This window comes from Ottowia beijingensis (assembly GCF_013423955.1).
GTDB classification, from domain to species: Bacteria; Pseudomonadota; Gammaproteobacteria; order Burkholderiales; family Burkholderiaceae_C; genus Ottowia; species Ottowia beijingensis.
In genome coordinates this window covers 2,179,635-2,197,426 of record NZ_JACCKX010000001.1, presented here as the reverse complement: position 1 = coordinate 2,197,426, position 17,792 = coordinate 2,179,635, and the positions used below count along the sequence as shown (strand labels likewise).

The following is a 17,792-nucleotide window of genomic DNA, read 5'->3' as shown; positions in this document are numbered from 1 at the left end:
AAGTTTCTGCCGCCCTTCGTGTGGCACGGCGCGGTGCGCGCCACGCCCGAGGCGCTGGCCGAGGGGTCGAGGCCTATGCCCGGCACGCGCTCGATCCGCTGCTGGACCCGCAGAAACGCCTGGCCGGGTTGCTCAAGCAGATGGAAGAAGAGCACGTGGCGCTGTGAGCGCGGCGGATGGCCGCCGTATCGCGGGCAAGCCCGCTCCCGCAGGCCCGTTTGTGGGAGCGGGCTTGCCCGCGATGGGCCGCCCTCGCCACGGCGGGCGCAGTCCTCAAAGCTGCCGGCGCAGCGCCTCGAAGAACAGCTCGGACTGCAGGCGCTCGCCCAGCGTCTGCGCCGCCACACTGGCGGCCAGTTCGTCGGCCACCGGCGCCAGCGGGCTGCCGCTGGAGGCCGCCAGCACCTGGGCCATGCAGGCGCGTTCCAGGTAGTACAGGTCGTCGTAGGCGTGGTCGATGCGCGCGCCGCAGACGATGACGCCGTGGTTGCCCAGAAAGCACACCTCGGCGCTGCCCATGGCGCGGGCAATGCGCTCACCCTCGCCGTGGTCGAGCGCCAGGCCGTTGTAGTCGGGGTCGGCCGCCAGCCGGCCGTGAAAGCGCATGGCGTTCTGCGACAGGCGCGTGTCGAGCGCGCGGTCCTGCGTCAGCGTCAGCGCGGTGGCGTACGGCATGTGCGTGTGCAGCACGCAGGCCTGGCCGGTGAGGCGGTGCACGGCGGCGTGGATGTACATGGCGGTCGGCTCCACCGCGTGCCGGCCGGCCAGCTTGTGGCCGTGGAAGTCGACCAGCACGACGTCGTCGGCCTGGATCTCGGCCCACAGCAGGCCGCGCGGGTTGAGCAGGAAGCGCTCGGAGCCGTCGGGCAGCTCGATGCTGAAGTGGTTGCACACGCCTTCCGCCAGGCCGTGGTGGGCCGCGGCGCGCAGGGCCAGGGCCAGGTCGGCGCGCAGGCGGCGCACCGGCGGGGCGTCGAAGTCGAGCGCGGGTGTGGTCATCGGCGCGCGGCGTCGGCGGCGGGCGCGGGCAGGGCATTGACCCAGGCCACGACCTGGCGCACCACCTCGTCGCTGGCCTGGCGCAGGGCGCTGACGCCGCCCGGTGCGTCGGCCGTGGGGCGGGCTGGCGCACTTCGAAGGTGCGCTGGCCGACCAGGCGCTGCGCCCGGCCGCCGGGCGCGACGGCGGTCACGCGCAGGCGCACCACGCCTTCGCTGGTGGCGGGCGCGCTGAAGATGTGGGCGAATTCGTCCAGCTCGGCGCGCAGCTCCAGCGGCGCCAGGCCGGCGCCGGATTCGACCACCGGCCGCGTGGCCGAAAAGGCCTCGCGCAGGCGCTGCGTCAGCAGTTGCGGCGGCGACATGGTCCAGCGCGCCGTGGCGTAGGGGCGCGGCTGCTGGCCACCGTCGCTGTGCACCAGGCGGTAGATGATGTGGGTGCCGTCGATGGCGGCGGAGGATTCCACGCGGTCGAGCGCCAGCGCCGGGCCGCTGGGCGCGGCGTTGGCGGCCAGCGGCAGGGCCGGGCCCAGGTCGTAGGGCTGGGGGCGCACCGGCTTGTCGGGCAGCGGCACGGCACAGCCGGCCAGCGCCAGAAAAATTGAAAGAAAAACGGCTTTTGCGCAGACGGGACGGGCGCTGGCAGCTATTGTTTTCATATCAAACCTCAACGGGAGGCCGCCGCCGCGGGGCGGTGGGCGTGGGGCCGCCGGGGCCGGCTGGCCAAAGCCGGGCTCGCCCGGGCCGGGCGGAATGGTGCCGGTGCCGTAGATGAAGGCCTGCGGGTTCTCGCTCAGCGAGTTGGCGATGCGGTCGAGCCGGCGGATGGTGCGGCTGGCGTCCTCGGTCAGGCTCTGGATGCGCGGCAGCGTGGTGGCGGTCACCGTGTTGGCGCTTTCGCTGAGCTGATCCACCACGCCACCCTTGCCGGCCACCTGGTCGACGGCGCGCTTCACGTCGCCGGCCACGCTGTCGAAGCTGGCCACGGTGCGGCGCGTCTGCTGCGCCGCGCTGTCGATCGACTGGATCGCCGTGCTGGCCTGCTGCACCAGACGCGGGATGTTGGTGCGCGCCGGATCCAGCTGGGCCTGGATGGTCCGGTCGGCGGTCTGCGCCAGCTGCCTGGTGCTCTTGGCGGCCTCGCCGATCTCCTGCAGCGCGGCGCTGAAGGCGGCCTGGTTCTCGTCGCTCAGCACGGTGTTCACGCGGTCGGTGATCTGGCCCACCTTGTTGCCAGCTCGCCCGCCAGGTCGGTCAGTTGCCCCAGCGCGCTGGGCTTGAGCGGATGCGCGGCGGCCCGTTGGGGCCGGGCGGCGGCGGCTCGGCCGACTTGCCCTCGTCGTCGAGCTGCACGAAGGACAGGCCGGTGACGCCCTGGAACGCCAGCGTGGCGAAAGTCGATTGGGTGATCGGCGCCTCGGGCGAGACGGCGATGCGCACCAGCACGTTGGCGCGATTGGCGGGGTCGAAGCTGATGTCGGTCACCTTGCCGACGGCCACGCCCTTGTAGCGCACGGCCGCCTGCGGCTGCAGGCCGCTGACGGCCTCGGCGCTGACCATCTCGTAGGTGGTGGTGTTGACTTCGTCGCGCAGGAGCCACATGGCCAGGCCGATGAGCAGCGCGGTGACGGCCAGCACGAAGGCGCCGGCGGCCAGGGCGTGGGCTTTGTTTTCCATGATGCGTTCTCAGTGTCCTTGCGGGGTCGCGGCGGTGCGGCGGTCGCGCAGCAGCTCCATGGCGCGCTGGCCGCGTTCGCCCAGGAAGAAATGGTGGATGAAGGGGTGGTCGAAGGCCAGCACCTCGGGCACCGGCGCGGCGATGATCACGCGCTGCTCGGCCAGCACGGCCACGCGGGTCGACAGCTCGAACAGCGTGTCCAGGTCGTGCGTGACCATCACCACCGTCAGCCCCAGCTCCTGGTGCAGCGAGCGCAGCAGGGTGACGAAGGCGTCGGAGCTGTCGGGGTCGAGCCCGGCGGTGGGCTCGTCGAGCATGAGCAGCGGCGGATCCATGATGAGCGCGCGCGCCAGCGCCACGCGCTTGACCATGCCGCCCGACAGCTCGCTCGGCATCTTGTGCGCGTCGCTGGCCTTCAGGCCCACCATCTGCAGTTTGAGCAGCGCCGCCTCGCGCGCCAGCGCGTCGGGCAGCGCGCGCGTTTCGCGCAGCGGAAAGGCGATGTTGTCGAGCACGCTGAAGGCCGAGAACAGCGCCCCTTGCTGAAACAGCATGCCCACGCGCGCCGCCGCGCCGGCGCGCGACATCTGGCTCACCGGCTGGCCCAGCACCGTGATGGTGCCCTGGTGCGGCGTGTTCAGCCCCAGCATCTGGCGCAGCAGCACCGTTTTGCCGGTGCCCGAGCCGCCCACCAGCGTCAGCACCTCGCCGCGGTACACGGTCAAGTCCAAGTCCTTGTGCACCACGTGCTGCCCGCCCCCGGGCGTGGGAAAGGCGCTCCACAGCCCGCGCACCTCGATCATCGGCTCGCCGTGCTCGGGCAGCGGCAGCGGTGCGTCGACCTGTGGCTCGACCGCCGTCGCCGCGTCGATGGGGGCGGGTGCGAGCACCTGGTCATCGTTGCTCATGCGACCCTCCAACACCACGCCCCATGACCAACGGCCGCGGAGCAGGCCACGCCAGCGACCGCCACGGAGCGGGCTTGGCCCGGCCGTCGGCGGTGTCCCCTTGGGGGAAGGCGCGAAGCGACTCAGGGGGAGCATGCTCTACATCCCCACACTCTTGAACAGAATGGCAAACAGCGCGTCGATCAGGATCACCGCCGTGATCGACGCCACCACCGACGCCGTGGTGCCCTGCCCCAGCTCTCGGTATTGGGCTTCACGCGCAGGCCGTAGTGGCAGCCGATCAGCGCGATCGACACGCCGAACACCACCGACTTGGCCACTGCCAGCGTCAGGTTCGCCACCGGCACCACGGTCGGCAGCGCTTCGTAGAAGTAGCCGGGGTTGATGCCCAGCGTGAGGTCGGACGCCAGCATGCCGCCCACCAGCGAGGCCAGCGTGGTCCACACCGCCAGCAGCGGCATGGCGATGGCCAGCGCCAGCGCGCGCGGCAGCACCAGGCGGAAGCCGGCCGGAATGCCCAGCACGCGCATGGCGTCCAGCTCTTCCGTCACCCGCATCACGCCGATCTGCGCCGTGATGGCCGAGCCCGAGCGCCCGGCGATCAGCACCGCCGCCAGCAGCGGCCCCAGCTCGCGGATCAGCGCCAGGCCGAGGATGTTGACGATGAAGGTCTCGGCGCCGAACTGGCGCAGCACCTGGCTCATCAGGTAGGCCAGCACCACGCCGATCAGGAAGCCCACCAGCGCCGTGATCGGCAGCGCCTGCGCGCCGATGCGGTACAGGTGGCCCGAGAAATCGCGCCACGGCCCCCAGTGCGGGGCGCCCAGCAGGCGCAGAAAGTCGAGCAGCAGCTGGCCCATCAGCCGCACGAAGTCGCGCACCTGGCCCAGCGCCTGCATCACCCACAGGCCCAGTGCATCCACGCGCTGCGCCAGCGACAGCCGGCGCGCCGGCAGCTCGGCCGGCGGGTAGGCGGCCACGCGCTCCAGCAGCGCGCGCTGGTCGTCGCGCACCGCCAGCTGCGCCGGCCACGCGCGGCCCCAGTGGTTCCACAGCGTCAGCGCGCCCAGGTGGTCCAGCGCGTCCAGCCCGCGCAAATCCCAGGCAGCGGCGCCGGTGGTGCCGCCCAGGGCCGCGGTCACGGCGCGCCAGGTCTTGCCCGCCGTCAGGCTGGCGGCAGTCCATTCGCCGCGCAGCACGGCCTGCACACCTTGGGCGGTCTTCTGGGTGTCGATGCGGGGTTCGGTGTCGGAGGGCATGCGCGGCGGGGGCCGGGTCGGGTCGGGCGTCACCCACGGTGCGGTGGCGCTCCTGCCCGGGCAGCCACGGATGGTACTGCCTTGGTATGAATGGCGCGGGTCCGCGGGGCCGAATCCGCTGTAGGCCGGGCGCTCGTTCTGGCGGGCGGGCGCCGGCGCACGGGGGCGGATCGTTACGATTTTTCCTAATGTTTGTGAAAAACATCACTGCCCCCGTTAGGATCGACCGATTGTCACCAGGAGATCAGCAAGCATGGCACTTCAAGGCCCCTTCTTCGGCAAGCGCGAAGAACCCACCGCCCCCGCACGCCCGGCAGCTCCACGCTGGGCGGCACCAGTTCACTCGGTTCGGCCAGCAGCAGCGCACAGCCCTTCTCCGCCCCCGCCGCCACGCCGGTGCCGGCCACGCCCGCTGCGCCCGAAAGCGGCGCCAAGCTGACGGTCGGCCCCAACATCAAGCTCAAGGGCGTCGAGATCACCGACTGCGACACGCTGGTCGTGGAAGGCACCGTGGAAGCCACCATGAACTCGCGCGTGATCCAGATCGCCGAGCAGGGCGCCTTCAAGGGCTCGGCGGAGATCGACATCGCCGAAGTGCGCGGCACCTTCGACGGCAACCTGACGGTGCGCCAGAAGCTGGTGATCTTCTCCACCGGCAAGGTCACCGGCAAGATTCGCTATGGCAAGATCGTGATCGAAGAAGGGGGCAGCTCTCCGGTGAAATCACGTTCGGCACCAGTGGCAACAGCGACAGCAAATCCTCGACCGGCACCAGCACCGCCAAGGGCGAGCAGGCCGCCATCGCCGCTTGACGCGGCCACCAACCAACCGCCCGCAGCCGCCGTGGTGGCTGGCGGGCACGCCATCAGGGCCGTTGCGACGGCCCTTTGCTTGCCTGCGCCGGACTGGCCGGCTGCAGCAGCGCGCCCACCCCGCGCGGCGCGGTGCAGGGCGCCGAGTTCAGCAGCGGCGAGCTGCTGCAGAGCGAGGGCAACCGCATCACCCAGAACGCCATGGCGGCCAACCACCGCAGCCTGATGCTGCTGGCGGACAAGCTGTACCGCCGCAACCCGGCCGAGTGGCGCAAGAGCGCCGCCACGCGCGAAACAGCGCTGGCGCAGCTGGAGCTGGCACTGCTGTCGGCCCAGCCGTGGGCACCGCTGGCCGGCCAGCGCGACGTGGCGGCGCTGTCGCTGGCGCTGTCGCCCGACTTTGCCGGCGACCGCGTGGCCGCCTTCATCGTCGCCTGCGCCGACACCATCGTGACCGCGCACGGCGGCAAGCGCGAGTTCTACTACCTCGACGGTGTCGATCCACAGCACCTGTACAACGCCGCCCGCAACATGGAGATCGCGCTGTGGGTGCTGAACACGCGCAAGAACGCGCAGGGCCAGCCGCTGCTGCTGGCCAACGAGATCGGCCCCGACGCGCGCAACCTGAGCTTCGAGCGCGAGTTCGGCAAGATCATCGGCCGGCTCGACCTGCTGGCCACCTACACCACCGAGCGCTACCGCCGCGCCTTGATCGGCTACGTGCAGGGGCTGGTGGCGGCGCCGCTGCTGGCGTTTCTTCCGGTGAGATGACTTCCCCTGAGCGGCTGGCGCCGCTTCCCCTGAGGGGGACAACGCTGGCGGCCGGCGCAGGTCCGGCCGCGGCGTTCCCGCGTGGCCTGCTCCGCGGCCATCGGAAGGCGCCTGCTGCGCGGCGCCGATCTCTATTGTTTTTGTAGCTGCCCGCGCTTGTTGGTCGGGCGCTGGAGGCCGATTTGGCTCACGGCTCTGTGGGAGCGGGCTTGCCCGCGATAGGCGTCACCTCCACACAACCGCCCCATCCCGGGCAAGCCCGCTCCCACAACACGCCGGCGCACCCCGCAGCATCAGCGACACCGTCGCGCCCCACCCTGTGGCATGCTGCCGCCGCAGGAGACAAGCGCCATGAGCGAGCCCACATTCGACTTCATCATCGTCGGCGCCGGCACGGCCGGCTGCCTGCTGGCCAACCGGCTGTCGCGCGATTCGTCGCGGCGTGTTCTGCTCATCGAGGCCGGTGGCAAGGACGACTACCACTGGGTGCACATCCCCGTCGGCTACCTGTACTGCATCGGCAACCCGCGCACCGACTGGCTCTACCAGACCGAGCCCGCCGCGGGCCTGAACGGCCGCACCCTGCGCTACCCGCGCGGCAAGGTGCTGGGGGCTGCAGCAGCATCAACGGCATGATCTACATGCGCGGCCAGTCGCGCGACTACGACCAGTGGGCCGCGCTGACGGGCGACGAAGAATGGCGCTGGGACCATTGCCTGTCCGACTTCAAGGCGCACGAGGATCACTACAAACTCGATAGCGCCTTGCGCTCGCCAGACGGGCGCCAGAGCCCGATTTCATCCAAATTCAGCGAACTGCACGGCCACGGCGGCGAGTGGCGCGTGGAGAAGCAGCGCCTGCGCTGGGACGTGCTCGACGCCTTCGCCGCCGCCGCGCAGGAGGCGGGCATCCCCGCCACCGACGACTTCAACCGCGGCACCAACGAAGGCGTGGGCTACTTCGAGGTCAACCAGAAGGCTGGCTGGCGCTGGAACACCGCCAAGGCCTTTCTGCGCCCCGCCCTGCAGCGCCCCAACCTGACGGTGTGGACCGGCGCGCAGGTCAGGCGACTGCTGATCGAGCGCGGCGATGCTGGCCTGCGCTGCACCGGCGTAGAACTGGTGCGCGGCGGCCAGGCGCTGACGCTGCGCGCCGCGCGCGAGGTGGTGCTCAGCGCCGGCAGCATCGGCTCGCCGCAGATCCTGCAACTGTCGGGCATCGGCCCGGCCGAACTGCTGCACCAGCACGGCGTGCCGATGATGGCCGAGCTGCCCGGCGTGGGCGCCAACCTGCAGGACCACCTGCAGATCCGCAGCGTCTACAAGATCGCCGGCGGCAAGACGCTGAACCAGCTGGCCAGCACGCTGTGGGGCAAGGGCCTGATCGGGCTGGAATACGCGTGGCGCCGCAGCGGCCCCATGAGCATGGCGCCCAGCCAGCTCGGCGCCTTCACGCGCTCATCCCCCGCCTTCGAGTGGCCGAACATCGAATACCACGTGCAGCCGCTCAGTCTGGACGCCTTCGGCGAGCCGCTGCACCGCTTTGCGGCCATCACCGCCAGCGTGTGCAACCTCAACCCCACCAGCCGCGGCACCGTGCACATCAAGAGCCCGCGCTTCGACGACGCCCCCGCCATCGCCCCCAACTACCTGGCCACTGAAGACGACCGCCAGGTCGCCGCCGACAGCCTGCGCGTCACCCGCCGCATCATGGCCCAGCCCGCCATGGCGCGCTTCAAGCCCGAAGAGTTCAAACCCGGCGTGCAGTACCAGACCGACGAGGAACTGGCGCGCCTGGCCGGCGACATCGCCAGCACCATCTTCCACCCCGTCGGCACCACCAAGATGGGGCGTGACGACGACCCCATGGCCGTGCTCACCCCGCGCCTGCAGGTGCGTGACGGCGCCAACGGCCTGATCGCCGGCCTGCGCGTGGTCGACGCCGGCGCCATGCCCACCATCACCAGCGGCAACACCAACAGCCCCACGCTGATGATGGCGGAGAAGGCGGCAGGTGGATGGCGGGGGCTTGAGCCCCTGCGGCAGGGTTGAGAGAAAACGCCGTTGGCGCACGCCGAGCCGCAGGGCGCGGCCCGACGGATGACTGCCCTGCGCTGACCGCGGCCGCGCGGTCAGCGGCGCCCGCTGCGGCCGCGCTGCGCGCGCAGCCCCAGGCCGGCCAGCAGGCCACTCATCAGCAGCAGGCCCCAGAACTGCAGCGTGGGCACGGCCTGCACGCCGGTCGCACCAGCCTGGGTGACCGTCAGGCTGGCGGTAGCGGTGACCACCGGCGCCCCCGTCAGCCCCGACGTCGTGCTGGCCTGCAGGGTGACGGGGCCGGCCGGCAGCGCCGCCGGTGCCACGTAGTCGAAGGTGCAGTTGATCGCCTCGCCGGCCGCCAGTGGCGTCGGCGGTGTCGGCGTGCACACCAGGTTGCGCACCTCGCCGCTGCCGGCGGGCAGGGCATCCAGCGCGCAGGTGGCGACCGGCGCGGCGGCTGGCCCGCTGTTGGTGCACACCAGCGTGCCGGGCGCGGTGGCTCCCGCGATCACATTGGCCGGCAGGCCGATGGCCACGCTCATGCCCGCCGCCTGCACGGCGGTCTCCGCCGTGGCAACTGCGTCGGGGCCGGTGCCGCCGCTGGCGGTGCCGGCGAGCTCCACTGGTCCCGCGCTGCTCGTCGCCGTCAGGTCGAAGGTGCACACCATCGCGGCACCGGGGTCGAGCACGGCGGCAGGCGACGGCGGCGTACACATCACGTTGGACACCGTGGCCCCACCGCTGGCGACGGTGGGTACACAGGCGGCGTCGATGGCCGCACCAGGACCGTTGTTGGTGCAGGTCAGCGTGACGTTGCTGGTCTGGCCCGGCATCAAGGTGGGCGGCACGTTGCTGAACGCCGCCGCCATGGCCGCCTCCAGGCGCGCGCTGGCATTGGTCACCACGCGCACCGTGCCCCGGTTACCCGGACCACCAGCGGCATTGGTCGACGCGCCGACGCCCCCAGCGGGCCCGGCCACGGCCATAGGCGCGGCCTCCAGCACGTTGGGGCCGGTCATGAACACGCAAGAACCACCCGCGCCACCACCTTGCGCAGGGGCGCCAATGGCGGGCCCGTCCTCGATCGCGGTCTCGCCACCGGTGCCTGCGGCGCCCAGGTAGCCGCCGCCACCGCCGCCGCCGCCAGCGCCATCACCCGGCAAAGCGCCCAGGCCCGGCTCCCCTGGGGCCGGCGTGGCGCAGTCGGCTGCGTTGGCCACGGAGGTGGCTGCGGAAGCTCCAGGGTCGCCGATGATCTGCCACGATCCTCCGCCACCGCCGCCGCCGCCACCAGCGCGCACCACCGAGCTGCCAATGGTCACCACGCTGGCGCCACCGCCACCGCCACCGCCGCCACTGTTGGGGTTCAGGTTGGCGTTGCCGCCATTGCCCCCGGCACCTGCGCCCGCGCCGCCCGCGCCGCCGCCGGTGCCGATCTGCTTGGGCAAACCGCCGGCGCCCGCCTGGCCGATCACGGCACTCACGGTCTGTCCAGGCACGACAGCCACACGTGCCGTGACAGTGACACCCGCACCGCCGTCGCCGGCCTTGGCGCCTTCGTCATAGCCACCGCCACCACCGCTGGCGCTGGTCACGGTGACGTCGAGCCAATACACCCCCGCCGGCACCGTCGCCGGCCCGGTGGCGCCGTCAAGCAGCACCGTCTGCGCCGCGGCCAGCGACATGCCACAGCCCAGCGCGCCGGCCAAGACCACACTGCGCCAGCGCCAGCCGGGATAACGCGGCAACACGGCGGGCACGTCCTGCGACGTGGACGAACAGCGTTGCGGCAACCTGTTTTGGTACATGAAGGCCCCTCTGACATCAAACGAAACGAAAGCGTGAGTTTTGTCTCAATCCCCACCGGGTTGATACTCTTGTGTCTCACCCCATCTTCATCAGGCTTTATTTGGCCGTCTTAGCACCATGAACCACCTCACCGGCTTCCTCGACCACCTTCTGAAATCCGCCGGCGCCACCGTCACTGGCGCCAACCAGACCAACCGTGGCAGCGGCATCGGCGGGGCGATCAACAGCGACTTCGGGCGCGGCACGCTGACGGGCGGGGCGCTGGGGCTGCTGCTGGGCAAGAACAAGAAGACGCGCAAGCTGGCCAGCTACGGCGGTCTGGCGGCGCTGGGCATGATAGTCTACAACACCTACACCGAATACCAGCGCCAGCAGGCCGGCACCGCGGGTCTGCCGCCGGCACAGGCGCCCGCGCTGCCCACGCCGCAGACGGTGGACCGCCTGCCCGCCGCGCAGGCCAGCGCGCACAGCGCCGCCATCCTGCAGGCCATCGTGGCCGCCGCCAAGGCCGACGGGCACATCGACGCGCGCGAGCGCGGGCTGATCGAGGGCGAGCTGGCGCGCCAGGGCCTGGCCGCCGACGTGCAGCAATGGCTGAACGCCGAACTGGCCAAGCCGCTCGACCCGGCCGAAGTGGCCCGCGCCGCCACCACGCCCGAGATGGCGGGCGAGATGTACCTGGCCAGCCTGCTGGTGGCCGATGAGCAGAGCTTCATGGAGCGTGCCTACCTGGACGAACTGGCGAAGCAGCTGAAGCTGGAGCCGGCGCTGCAGCAGCGCCTGCAGCACCAGCTGGCGCAGGCCACCGCCGGGGCCTGAAGCGCGCGTGCCCGCCCGCCCGCGCCCCCGGCCGCGCCGCAGCATGGCGCAGCGGCTGCGCAGCCTGCTGTGGCTGGCGCTGTGGGGCGCGGTGCTGTGGCGGGGCGGCGGCTGGCTGTGGCAGCAGCCTTTGATGGACCGCCCGCGCATGCTGTGGCAGATCACGCGGATGGACCCGCCCACGGCCCTGCCGGTGCCGGTGGAGGGCGTGGCCGCGCGCCGCATTGCCGACACCTGGGGCGCCGCGCGCGACGGCGGCGCGCGCGGGCACGAGGGGTGGACATCTTCGCGCCGCGCGGCACGCCGGTGCGCAGCAGCACGGTGGGCATCGTCACCGCCGTGCGCGACGGCGGCCTGGGCGGCCGGCAGGTGTGGGTGCTGGGGCCGGCGCGCGAGCGGCATTACTACGCGCACCTGGACGACTGGGCGCCCGGCCTGCAGACCGGCGACGTGGTGCAGCCCGGCACGCTGCTCGGCTTCGTGGGCACCACCGGCAACGCACAGGGCACGCCGCCGCATCTGCATTACGGCATCTACGGCGCCGATGGGGCGCTGAACCCGTGGCCGCTGGTGCGCGCAGGGGCGCAGGGAGCCGGGTCGCGCAGGCCCTGAGTGCTGGCGGGGCGGGCGTCGGGGGTGTGGGGCATGGCGATGAAGTCTTTCACATGGGGTATATGACTTCAGCGACCAGCCATCAAGCGCTGACGAGCTGATATACAGGAGTATCTGCGCTTCGGTTGGATGGGATGCGGCCATCGCGGGCAAGCCCGCTCCCACAGGGGTGCTGGATCCCAGCCCTCTCCCGCCAGCGGGAGAGGGAGTAAACAGCACGCCGCGCGAAGCAGCGGCGTTGACAAGCCAAGGCCGAGCGCAGCGATGGCCCGTGTGGGCTTCACCTCCCCTCTGGCCGTGCCGAGAAGCGCAGGGCGTGGGGCGGGCATGGGCTGCGCAGCAAGCCCATGCTTCGTGCTCTGACTCGCTGCGGTTGTTTGAGCGGAGCGCGCAAGCGCGAAGCGAGTTCCGCAGCGCCGCCCCGCGACCGAGCATCGCAGGCTGCCCGCAGCGAAGCGGAGGGACACGGCCAGTGGGGTCGCCTTCTTTGGTTACTTTCTTTTGGCGAGACAAAGAAAGTGACTGCGCCGCCGGGCGCACATCCCGGCCAGCAGCGCCCCCAACCCCATCAACCAACCCTCAGGGCTTGATCGCAATCTTCAACACCCCGTCGCGCTGGTTGGCGAACAGGTCGTAAGCCTCCACGATGTCGTCCAGCTTGCGCTCGTGCGTCACCAGCGGCTTCAGGTCCACGCGGCCCGATTCGATCACGTTCATCAGGCGGCGCAGGCGCTCCTTGCCGCCGGGGCACAGCGCGGTGTTGATCTTGTGGTCGCCCAGGCCGGCGCCGAAGGGGCCCAGCGGGATCTTCAGGTCGCTCGAATACACGCCCAGGCTCGACAGCGTGCCGCCCGGCTTGATGCAGCGCATGGCCTGCTCGAAGGTGGACTGCAGGCCCAGCGCCTCGATGGCGCTGTCGGCGCCCTTGCCGCCGGTGATCTTCAGCACCTCGTCCACCACGTCCACGTTCCTGAAGTTCAGCGTCACGTCGGCGCCCAGCTTCTTGGCCACGGCCAGGCGCTCGTCGTTGCCGTCCACGGCGATGATGGTGGTGGCGCCGCGCAGCTTGGCGCCAGCGGTGGCGCACAGGCCGATGGGGCCCTGCGCGATGACGACCACAGTGTCGCCGATCTTGATGTTGGCGTTCTCGGCGCCGACGAAGCCCGTCGACATGATGTCGGGGCACATCAGCACCTGCTCGTCCGTCAGGCCATCGGGCACGGGGGCCAGGTTGCCGGCGGCGTCGGGCACCAGCACGTATTCGGCCTGCGTGCCGTCGATCAGGTTGCCAAAGCGCCAGCCGGCCGTCAGCTTGTAGCCGTGGCAGCCGCAGCGGCCGCTGGCCACCAGGTAGCTGCCGTCCTGGCTGGGCGCGCCGTCCTGCGCGGCGTAGCTGTTGAAGTCGGGGCAGATGGCGCCGGCGATGACGCGCTGGCCTTCCTGGTAGCCCTTCACCGCGCTGCCCAGCTTGACGATGGTGCCCACGGGCTCGTGGCCCACGGTCAGGCCCTTCTCCACCGGGTATTCGCCCTTCAGGATGTGCACGTCGGTGCCGCAGATGGTGGTGGTGGTGATCTTGATCAGCGCGTCGTTGGGGCCGACGTCGGGGATCGGCTTCTCGGCGATCTCGATGCGACCGGGTTCAACGAAGATGGCGGCTTTCATCATCTGGGCCATGCGGTTCTCCTTTTTGGCGGTTGGGGTCAAGGGACTTTTTAGCACGCCCGCGTGACGACCGCATTGACCACGGGCAAGCCGCCCGCCCAAGGGGCGACAGCAGGCGCCGCGCGCTGCGGCTAGCATGGATGGCTGCGCACTTGTTCACGCTTTTTTGGCACGGAGACCTTCATGACCACCCCCACGACTACCCCCACACCCAGCTGCTGATCGACGGCCAGTGGTGCGACGCCGCCGACGGCAAGACCATGGCCGTGTTCAACCCCGCCACCGGCGCCGAGATCGGCCGCCTGGCGCACGCCGGCATCGCCGACCTGGACCGCGCGCTGGCCGCCGCGCAAAAGGCTTTGAAGCCTGGCGCAAGGTGCCCGCGCACGAACGCCAGGCGCTGATGCGCAAGGCGGCGCAGATCTTCCGCGAGCGCGCCGACGCGACCGCCCGCCACCTGACCATGGAGCAGGGCAAGCCACTGGCCGAAGCGAAAGGCGAGGTGCTGGCCGCCGCCGACGTGATCGACTGGATGGCCGACGAGGGCCGGCGCGTGTATGGCCGCATCGTGCCGCCGCGCGATTTGCGCGGCACGGCGCACGTCACCAAGCACCCCGTCGGCCCCGTGGCCGCCTTCACGCCGTGGAACTTCCCGGTCAACCAGGTGGTGCGCAAGCTGTCGGCGGCGCTGGCCACGGGCAACTCGATCATCGTCAAGGCGCCTGAGGAGACCCCGCCTCGCCCGCCGCGCTGATCCGCGCCTTCGTCGATGCCGGCGTGCCGGCCGGCGTGGTGCAGCTGGTGTACGGCGTGCCGTCGCAGATCTCCGAGTACCTGATCCCGCACCCCATCATCCGCAAGATCACCTTCACCGGCTCCACCCCCGTGGGCAAGCAGCTGGCCGCGCTGGCTGGCCAGCACATGAAACGCGCAACGATGGAACTGGGCGGCCACGCGCCCGTGATCGTGTGCGAGGACGCCGACATCGACCTCGCCATCAAGACCGCCGGCGGCGCCAAGTTCCGCAACGCGGGGCAGGTGTGCATCTCGCCCACGCGCTTTCTGGTGGCCAAGCCGATCGTCGAGGAGTTCACGAAGAAGTTCGTCGCCCAGGCCGAGAAGTTCGCCCCCGCCGACGGCCTGAGCGAAGGCGCGCGCATGGGCCCGCTGGCCAACGAGCGCCGCGTGTCGGCCATGCAGGCGCTGACCGACGACGCGGTGAAGCGCGGCGGCACCGTGGCCACGGGCGGTGCGCGCGTGGGCAGCGCCGGCAACTTCTGGGCGCCCACCATCCTGGCCCACGTGCCGCTGGAGGCCGACATCTTCAACCAGGAGCCCTTCGGCCCCATGGCCGTGGTGCACGGCTTCGACACGTTGGACCAGGCGCTGACCGAGGCCAACCGCCTGCCCTTCGGCCTGGCCGGCTATGCCTTCACGCAGTCGCTGAAGAACGCGCACCAGATCGCCGAGCGGCTGGAAGTGGGCCTGCTGTGGATCAACCAGCCCGCCGCCGCCTGGCCCGAGCTGCCGTTCGGCGGCGTCAAGGATTCGGGCTACGGCTCGGAAGGCGGGCCGGAGGCGCTGGAGGCGTACGTGACGACCAAGTCGGTGTCGACGTTCTGCGGCTGACGAAGGCTGGCGCGCCGCATCGGCCCTGATGGCCAGCGGCGCTTGCTGCCCAGGACGGGGCCTGTCTTTCTGTTGGAGCGGGCTTGCCCGCGATTCGGCGCTGCCTGTGGCGATGCGCTTCATCGCGGGCAAGCCCGCTCCCACAGCAGTTCTACATATAATATTGGGGAGTATCAATCGACAGCGCCCTTCAGACGGGCGCTGGCGGACATCAATATGGGGAGTATACGGCGCCCGCCTGCGAAATCCACCCCACACCCCTTCAGCGCCCACCCCGCCGCGCCCTTACATTAGCGCCATGGATTTCCCCGCCCTGCTGCTGGCCTTCGGCAAGAGCCTGCTGTTCGCGCTGGCGGCGGTGCTGCCGATCCTGAACCCGCCCGCCTCGGCGCCGGTGTTCGTCACGCTCACGCGCGGGGTCGACGGCAGCACGCGCACCCTGCTGGCGCGGCGCATCGGGCAGTACGTGTTCTTCATGCTGGCCGGCGCCATGCTGGTGGGCACCTACGTGCTGGATTTCTTCGGCATCTCGCTGCCCATCGTGCGCGTGGCCGGCGGGCTGATCGTGGCCTCCACCGCGTGGCGCATGCTGCACACCCAGCAGGCCGCCAGCGACGACAAGGCGCAGATGGCGCAGTCGCTGACCGACGACAACGTGCGCATCCAGGCCTTCTACCCGATGGCCTTTCCGCTCACCTGCGGGCCGGGTTCGATTGCCGCCGCCATCACCGTGGGCGCGGCGCTGCACAGCCCACGCGTGCCCGAGTCGCTGGCCAACTTCGCCGGCGGGCTGGCCGCCACGGTGCTGATCGGGCTGAGCGTGTTCCTCACCTTCCGCTACGCCGGCCGCCTGCTGCGGCCGCTGGGCGAGGTGGGGCTGGTCGTGTTCCTGCGCCTGTCGGCCTTCATCCTGCTGTGCCTGGGCGTGCAGATCGTGTGGAACGGCGCGCAGGAGTTGCTGCGCGGACTGTAGGCGCTTGTCATGCTGTTTCGCGCGCGATGCGATGACGAAATGACCTCGCTGCGCTTCGATGACGGCGGCTGCGCCGCCATGACGCCAGCGGAGGGCGAGGCATTCCGCGCATCACTGACGTCATTTCGTCATCACGCCGCGCAGCGGCGAAGTCATGGCGTCGGGCGCGGATGCCGCGGCAAAACGTCGGACAATAGCCGGCTTCCCGTCCACGCTCACATCACCGCGGGCGCCGCCCGCCGCAAGCCATGTCCCACACCATCCTGCAATCGCTTCCCGTCGGCCAGAAGGTCGGCATTGCCTTCTCGGGCGGCCTGGATACCAGCGCCGCGCTGCTGTGGATGCGCCAGAAGGGCGCCATCCCCTACGCCTACACCGCCAACCTGGGCCAGCCGGACGAGGACGACTACGACGCCATCCCGCGCAAGGCGATGGAATACGGCGCCGAGGCCGCGCGCCTGGTGGATTGCCGCACGCAGCTGGCCAACGAGGGCATTGCCGCGCTGCAGTGCGGTGCCTTCCACATCCAGACCGCCGGCGCCACCTACTTCAATACCACGCCGCTGGGCCGGGCCGTCACCGGCACCATGCTGGTCAACGCGATGAAGGAAGATGACGTCAACATCTGGGGCGATGGCAGCACGTACAAGGGCAATGACATCGAGCGCTTTTACCGCTACGGCTTACTGGCCAACCCATCGTTGAAGATCTACAAGCCCTGGCTCGACCAGCAGTTCATCGACGAACTGGGCGGGCGCAAGGAAATGTCGGAATTCATGCAGAAGGCCGGTTTTGACTACAAGATGTCGACCGAAAAGGCCTATTCGACCGATTCGAACATGCTGGGCGCGACCCACGAGGCCAAGGATCTGGAAGAGCTGAACAGCGGCATCCGCATCGTCAACCCGATCATGGGCGTGGCGTTCTGGAAGCCCGAAGTCGAGGTGAAGGCCGAAGAAGTGCGCGTGCGCTTCGCCGAAGGCCGCCCGGTGGCGCTGAACGGCAAGGAGATTGCCGACCCGGTGGAGCTGTTCCTGGAGGCCAACCGCATCGGCGGCCGCCACGGCCTGGGCATGTGCGACCAGATCGAGAACCGCATCATCGAGGCCAAGAGCCGCGGCATCTACGAGGCGCCCGGCATGGCGCTGCTGCACATCGCCTACGAGCGGCTGGTGACCGGCATCCACAACGAAGACACCATCGAGCAGTACCGCATGAACGGCCTCAAGCTGGGCCGCCTGCTGTACCAGGGCCGCTGGTTCGACCCGCAGGCCATCATGCTGCGCGAGACGGCGCAGCGCTGGGTGGCCAATGCCATCACCGGCGAGGTGACGCTGGAGCTGCGCCGCGGCAACGACTACAGCCTGCTGAACACCGAGTCGCCCAACCTGACCTACGCGCCCGAGCGCCTGAGCATGGAGAAGGTGGAGAACGCGCCCTTCACGCCGCTCGACCGCATCGGCCAGCTGACCATGCGCAACCTGGACATCACCGACACGCGCGGCAAGCTGGCGGTGTACAGCCGCACCGGGCTGCTGCAGCTGGGCGAAGGCTCGATGCTGCCGCAGTTGGGGCACGAGAGCGATGCCGGCAAGAAGTGACCAACTGGGCCAACTGCCGCAGAACGCGGCACAAAGTACGCAATTGGGCACCAAAACCCGTGTGGGCGCACCAATTTCGTACGGGCAAGCCCCAATGTGGTATGAGGCGGCAACTGTTACATTGATCTCACTTCATGCGCCGCGACCGACTCCCGCGGTGCCGAAGGGGCCCAGGAGACAAGCGAGACCACCACGAGAAACAGATTTCCGGATTCAGCC

12 protein-coding genes and 5 pseudogenes are annotated in these 17,792 nt (G+C 70.3%); 10 read left to right on the top strand and 7 right to left on the bottom strand.

Translation table 11 applies throughout. The features are described from left to right. Positions 1–20 precede the first annotated feature (20 nt). The gene (locus H0I39_RS22165) at positions 21–167 is read left to right on the top strand and encodes a hypothetical protein (protein WP_257645761.1); all 147 of its coding nucleotides are present in this window, start codon (positions 21–23) and stop codon (positions 165–167) included. Positions 168–273: 106 nt separating this feature from the next. Here the strand turns inward: H0I39_RS22165 and H0I39_RS11010 are convergent, their stop codons facing one another. Together H0I39_RS11010 and H0I39_RS24115 are read right to left on the bottom strand one after the other, a co-directional pair. Beyond that, positions 274–999 carry an aldolase gene (locus tag H0I39_RS11010; RefSeq protein ID WP_180550502.1) on the bottom strand — a complete coding sequence of 242 codons (726 nt, stop codon included), beginning with the start codon at positions 997–999 and terminating at the stop codon, positions 274–276. Between the two features lie 160 nt (positions 1,000–1,159). Beyond that, positions 1,160–1,657, bottom strand: a pseudogene (locus H0I39_RS24115) (ABC-type transport auxiliary lipoprotein family protein); the annotation flags it as partial. Between the two features lie 265 nt (positions 1,658–1,922). On the opposite strand from H0I39_RS24115, the gene H0I39_RS22155 reads away from it, so the two are divergent. Further along, positions 1,923–2,279, top strand: coding sequence for a hypothetical protein (locus tag H0I39_RS22155; RefSeq protein ID WP_257645759.1), 357 nt, complete (start codon positions 1,923–1,925; stop codon positions 2,277–2,279). On the opposite strand, the gene H0I39_RS22150 is transcribed toward H0I39_RS22155, so the two are convergent. The 3 genes and pseudogenes from H0I39_RS22150 to H0I39_RS10990 all read right to left on the bottom strand — a co-directional run bounded on the left by H0I39_RS22150 (position 2,253) and on the right by H0I39_RS10990 (position 4,843). Next, the gene (locus H0I39_RS22150; protein WP_257645758.1) at positions 2,253–2,675 is read right to left on the bottom strand and encodes an MlaD family protein; all 423 of its coding nucleotides are present in this window, start codon (positions 2,673–2,675) and stop codon (positions 2,253–2,255) included. The genes H0I39_RS22155 and H0I39_RS22150 overlap by 27 nt on opposite strands. Before the next feature lie 9 nt (positions 2,676–2,684). Beyond that, positions 2,685–3,479: an ABC transporter ATP-binding protein gene (locus H0I39_RS10995; protein ID WP_257646109.1), complete on the bottom strand. Its 795-nt coding sequence runs from the start codon at positions 3,477–3,479 to the stop codon at positions 2,685–2,687. Between the two features lie 243 nt (positions 3,480–3,722). Then, positions 3,723–4,843, bottom strand: a pseudogene (locus tag H0I39_RS10990) (MlaE family ABC transporter permease). A 253-nt stretch (positions 4,844–5,096) separates the two neighbouring features. Here H0I39_RS10990 and H0I39_RS10985 point away from each other — a divergent pair. The 3 genes and pseudogenes from H0I39_RS10985 (at position 5,097) to H0I39_RS10975 (ending at position 8,477) form a co-directional block, all read left to right on the top strand. Further along, positions 5,097–5,655, top strand: a pseudogene (locus H0I39_RS10985) (bactofilin family protein). Between the two features lie 75 nt (positions 5,656–5,730). Continuing rightward, positions 5,731–6,426: a hypothetical protein gene (locus tag H0I39_RS10980; protein ID WP_180550500.1), complete on the top strand. Its 696-nt coding sequence runs from the start codon at positions 5,731–5,733 to the stop codon at positions 6,424–6,426. A gap of 351 nt (positions 6,427–6,777) precedes the next feature. After that, positions 6,778–8,477: pseudogene (locus H0I39_RS10975) on the top strand (GMC family oxidoreductase). 80 nt (positions 8,478–8,557) lie between these two features. Here the strand turns inward: H0I39_RS10975 and H0I39_RS10970 are convergent. Continuing rightward, the gene (locus H0I39_RS10970) at positions 8,558–10,273 is read right to left on the bottom strand and encodes an IPTL-CTERM sorting domain-containing protein (RefSeq protein WP_180550499.1); all 1,716 of its coding nucleotides are present in this window, start codon (positions 10,271–10,273) and stop codon (positions 8,558–8,560) included. Between the two features lie 118 nt (positions 10,274–10,391). Here H0I39_RS10970 and H0I39_RS10965 point away from each other — a divergent pair, with 118 nt between their 5' ends. Together H0I39_RS10965 and H0I39_RS10960 are read left to right on the top strand one after the other, a co-directional pair. After that, positions 10,392–11,093: a tellurite resistance TerB family protein gene (locus H0I39_RS10965; protein WP_180550498.1), complete on the top strand. Its 702-nt coding sequence runs from the start codon at positions 10,392–10,394 to the stop codon at positions 11,091–11,093. 276 nt (positions 11,094–11,369) lie between these two features. Further along, on the top strand, positions 11,370–11,705 hold the full coding sequence (locus tag H0I39_RS10960; RefSeq protein WP_308645833.1) for a M23 family metallopeptidase: 336 nt from the start codon (positions 11,370–11,372) through the stop codon (positions 11,703–11,705). A gap of 579 nt (positions 11,706–12,284) precedes the next feature. On the opposite strand, the gene H0I39_RS10955 is transcribed toward H0I39_RS10960, so the two are convergent. After that, the gene (locus H0I39_RS10955) at positions 12,285–13,382 is read right to left on the bottom strand and encodes an NAD(P)-dependent alcohol dehydrogenase (RefSeq protein WP_180550497.1); all 1,098 of its coding nucleotides are present in this window, start codon (positions 13,380–13,382) and stop codon (positions 12,285–12,287) included. A 128-nt stretch (positions 13,383–13,510) separates the two neighbouring features. On the opposite strand from H0I39_RS10955, the pseudogene H0I39_RS10950 reads away from it, so the two are divergent. From H0I39_RS10950 to argG, 3 genes and pseudogenes are all read left to right on the top strand, one after another. Next, positions 13,511–14,999: pseudogene (locus H0I39_RS10950) on the top strand (NAD-dependent succinate-semialdehyde dehydrogenase). A gap of 298 nt (positions 15,000–15,297) precedes the next feature. Next, the gene (locus H0I39_RS10945; RefSeq protein ID WP_180550496.1) at positions 15,298–15,972 is read left to right on the top strand and encodes a MarC family protein; all 675 of its coding nucleotides are present in this window, start codon (positions 15,298–15,300) and stop codon (positions 15,970–15,972) included. A 248-nt stretch (positions 15,973–16,220) separates the two neighbouring features. Beyond that, a complete protein-coding gene (gene argG, locus H0I39_RS10940; RefSeq protein ID WP_180550495.1) occupies positions 16,221–17,573 on the top strand; it encodes an argininosuccinate synthase in 1,353 nt (450 codons plus the stop codon). The last annotated feature ends 219 nt before the right edge of the window (positions 17,574–17,792 follow it).